This window comes from Streptomyces sp. UW30 (assembly GCF_008042075.1).
In the GTDB taxonomy this organism is placed as follows: domain Bacteria; phylum Actinomycetota; class Actinomycetes; order Streptomycetales; family Streptomycetaceae; genus Streptomyces.
Map to the genome: position 1 here is coordinate 1 of NZ_RDBN01000164.1, position 2,031 is coordinate 2,031.

The 2,031-nt window shown below is 67.4% G+C and carries 3 protein-coding genes; 1 reads left to right on the forward strand and 2 read right to left on the reverse strand.

Annotated elements, in window-relative coordinates:
• A partial coding sequence (locus tag EAO75_RS46405; RefSeq protein WP_187284874.1) for a hypothetical protein occupies nt 1-475 on the forward strand: 475 nt, incomplete at its 5' end.
• Between the two features lie 137 nt (nt 476-612).
• On the opposite strand, the gene EAO75_RS45205 is transcribed toward EAO75_RS46405, so the two are convergent.
• A complete protein-coding gene (locus EAO75_RS45205; protein WP_148000931.1) occupies nt 613-876 on the reverse strand; it encodes a hypothetical protein in 264 nt (87 codons plus the stop codon).
• Between the two features lie 543 nt (nt 877-1,419).
• The gene (locus tag EAO75_RS45210; protein ID WP_261989732.1) at nt 1,420-1,971 is read right to left on the reverse strand and encodes a hypothetical protein; all 552 of its coding nucleotides are present in this window, start codon (nt 1,969-1,971) and stop codon (nt 1,420-1,422) included.
• Nucleotides 1,972-2,031: the final 60 nt, after the last annotated feature.

Below are 2,031 nucleotides of genomic sequence, written 5' to 3' on the forward strand. Positions count from 1 at the left end.
GAATCTCGCCGCGCTGCTGCGTGAACTCGAGCGGTTCCTCAACGAGTGTGACGAGACCACCGCCGACACCATCGCAGACTTCTTTGCCCTCCACCCTGCCGCCGAGGCATTGGGGCAAGGTTTCCCAGATGTCTCTGCGCCTCAGCGGTACGCCCAGATGGCTCTGGTCGGTGTGGACGTGGCCCGGTTGCTGGACCGTCTGGAGCTGGCCGGGTCGGAGAAGCAGGTTACGGCGCTGGTGGAGCGGGCCGCCGTCCACGCTCCCCTTGACGACCCGAGCATCGTGGCTCGGATGCTGCGTCGCCTGCGGCAGGCTGGGGCACAGAAGCAGGCCGCTGCCCTGGTCGAGCGCCTCCCCGCCGCAGGCCATTTCGATCAGTTCATCAGGATCGTTGACCAGCGTGAGCGGTTCAGTTTCGGACGGGAACCCAATGGGAGTGCCGCAGCCCCCTGGACTTGGGACGACCTGGAGTGACCCGGGGACCGGGCGTTCGAGGGTTACGCGAGACGGCGAGCGCCACCCCAGGTCAGCCCGTGGTTCCGCGGCCGCCGTCACCACATCAGCAACGGCAGCCGCAGGGGCCAGCGGCTGTACGACTGTGAACCGCTCGATCACCGAAATGCGCGGCCCCGACGACGCATCCACGTCGCATCCATCTCCGGGTCGTCCCTGTGCTCCCTGCCCCAGTCCTTGTATGCGACCAGGTCCTCCTTCGAGGCGGTCAAGAGATCGGCCGGCGGATCGAGGGCTTCGAGGAAGTCGCTCGCGTCCATCAGGTCGTAGGCGTAGTCCTCCAGCGAACCCGCACCCAAGTGCTTGGCCAATTCGAAGAAACACGAGGACAACGGCTCCGGCGGCCGCATGTCCTGGGCCAATGAAGAACGGTGTGCCCTCCTTGAGCGCGCCCGGACGGGTCACGTACTCGACACAGGCCACGTCCACACCGACCAGAGCCATCTGGGCGTACCGCTGAGGCGCAGAGACATCTGGGAAACCTTGCCCCAATGCCTCGGCGGCAGGGTGGAGGGCAAAGAAGTCTGCGATGGTGTCGGCGGTGGTCTCGTCACACTCGTTGAGGAACCGCTCGAGTTCACGCAGCAGCGCGGCGAGATTCCGGCCGTGGTACTGGTGGGCTCTCCTATTCAACTGTCGTCAGTTCGTCGTAATTTCCAGCCGGATGGTGACCGTAGGTGGTCGCCGACTGCATTCCGGCTCCAGGTTCCTCACTCTGGGCGGCGAGCTTGGCCGTGGTGACCTGGTGGTGATAGCTGAGGGCGTTGTGGCGGCAAGTTCGTTAACGGCACCCCGACTCGCCCGCGGCGCACAGCGGCGCGGGGCACGGCTGTACTGCTGGTTCTGTGTCTGATCGACCCTGGGGTCGATGACGACGATCTCCCGCTGAGCGGACGCCTCGCCGGTCACGGCCGCCAGCGGGGAGCCTCGTCGTCCGGGGTGTCGGGGCTGGCGAAGTGGAAGGGGACCGACAGGTGGTCGGCCAGGGCCCTCCCCGCCCGCTCGGCGGCCGCGGCCGACGGGTGCCACCGGCTGGCCGCCTCGTCCTCGCCCAGGTACCGCTTGGCCCCGGACCAGTAGACGGTGGCCAACGTGCGTTCGCCCTCGGGGTCCACGGTGAGCGCCAGCAGGCGCACGAACCAGTCGTGGACGGTATCGCCATCCCAGATTGCCTCGATCGCCACTACGCGACCCGGGCAACCGGCGGCCCGGCGGGCCAAGGACTCCAGGTCGAGAGGACTGTCCGGGGTGCGGGCGATCCGATCCCGGTAGTGGCGATAGCGGTCGGAGACGATGTCTTGGGCGTCGTTCAGCCCGATCCCATCGTTGCGGCCGATCTCCCAAAGGGTCCGTATCGCCTGGAGGAGGGAGTCCTGGAGGACGTACCCATCGACCTCGTCACGGAGTCCGGCCGGCAGGCCCTCCCACCACGCGGTCGCAACCGCCTCGTCGATCACCGTCCACCTCAAATCCTGTGTGCCGCACGGCCCGGCGCCACACTATCTGGGGTCTACTGG